Source organism: Patescibacteria group bacterium (assembly GCA_035549555.1).
GTDB lineage: Bacteria > Patescibacteriota > Microgenomatia > UBA8517 > UBA8517 > Co84-156.
This window is the reverse complement of the sequence record DASZQR010000006.1, coordinates 1-1,522: the sequence shown is the minus strand read 5'-3', so window position 1 is coordinate 1,522 and position 1,522 is coordinate 1. Positions and strand designations below refer to the sequence as shown.

Here is a 1,522-nt window from a genome sequence, read left to right as displayed (position 1 = left end):
ATGGTTCATCATAATAATCCATACCTGGAAAAAATCAAAATTGAGTAAATTAGGATTAAAAAAGGTATGTCAACAAGCTTGCTGTATCACGCTTTCGGGTTAAAAAGCGTAGATTATTTGGGAACAGAGTACAAGGACGGTGCGGTATTTTTTCATATCAAGACAAAGGATAGTTTTTTGCAATGTGGTAATTGCGGAAGTACGGAAGTTACTAAAAAAGGTATCATAAAGCGCAAGTTTAAAACAGTTCCTATAGGCCTGAAAGAAGTTTTCTTATTAGCTGATATCCAAAGGCTTGAATGTAAGGTTTGCGGTAAAATACGGCAACAGAAAATTGATTATGCTGATGAAAAAAAAGTTATTGCCATAGATTAGCACGATATGCAATTTGTTTACTGGAAGAGGTTCCCGTTCAGGATGTTGCAGATTGGTTAAAAATGAGTTGGAATACAATTAAAGAGATTGATAAGGGATACCTACAAAAACATTTTGGTAAACCATCGCTGAGAGATGTAAGGTATATAGCCATAGATGAGTTTGCTGTTAGTAAAGGCCACACCTATAAAACTGTTGTTTTAAATCTGGAAACATCACAGGTATTATATATTGGAAACGGAAGGCAAAAAGGTTGTTTAGATCCATTTTGGAAACGTTTGCGGGATGCCGGAGCGAAAGTAAAAGCGGTAGCAATTGATATGTGGGCGGTTTATATTGAAGCAGTTATGATAAATCTGCCTAATGCCAGGATTGTGTATGACCGCTTCCATATAGTAAGAAACTTTAACAGGGCATTAGATGACCTTCGCAGGTCGGTTTTCCACCAGGAAACAGACTTAAATAAGCGCAGGCTTCTTAAGGGAACCCGCTGGTTACTGCTTAAGAACTCGGAAAACTTAAATGAAGAGAAATCGGAATTGCACAGGCTTGCAGAAGCACTGAAAGTAAATCAGCCTTTAGCTGCTGCTTATTACCTAAAAGAAGAATTACAGCTGTTGTGGAGTGAGCCAACATTATCAGCAGCCAGAAAGTTCCTTAACAGTTGGATCAGGAAAGCGCATGCAACAGGCCTATTTATACTAAAGAAGTTTGCAAATAGCCTCGCAGCACACCGGTCCGGCATTATTAATTGGTTCGAACACCCTATATCAACTGGACCTTTGGAGGGATTAAACAATAAAATAAAAGTATTGAAACGAAGAGCATATGGCTATCGTGATCAGGATTACTTCTCTTTAAAGATTTATGCAATAAATGAAGGCAGGTATGGATTATTATGATGAACCCTAATTATTGCTATTGAAAATCAATTTTTTACTTTTCGGGGTATTTATTCAATAATAAGTTTCCCTGTTTTAGTTACATCGTTCCCTTTGGTTATTCTCCATAAATAAACTCCATTAGGTAAATTATTTCTGTTTAATACGGTTGTATCAGCCATAAGGCTTATACTTATTACCTGCCTTGAAAGGGCGTCGTATAAAGTAAAATGTACGTCGTTATAAAAATCGCAAGAGATTATGAA

3 protein-coding genes are annotated in these 1,522 nt (G+C 36.7%); 2 read left to right on the top strand and 1 reads right to left on the bottom strand.

The annotated features are described in order from the left end of the window. Window positions 1-66 precede the first annotated feature (66 nt). A complete protein-coding gene (locus VG895_00475) occupies window positions 67-375 on the top strand; it encodes a transposase family protein (protein HWA51517.1) in 309 nt (102 codons plus the stop codon). Between the two features lie 11 nt (window positions 376-386). Continuing rightward, window positions 387-1,277: an ISL3 family transposase gene (locus tag VG895_00470; protein HWA51516.1), complete on the top strand. Its 891-nt coding sequence runs from the start codon at window positions 387-389 to the stop codon at window positions 1,275-1,277. Between the two features lie 50 nt (window positions 1,278-1,327). On the opposite strand, the gene VG895_00465 is transcribed toward VG895_00470, so the two are convergent. Beyond that, window positions 1,328-1,522, bottom strand: a 195-nt coding sequence (locus VG895_00465) for a T9SS type A sorting domain-containing protein (GenBank protein HWA51515.1), incomplete at its 5' end; no start/stop codon positions are given.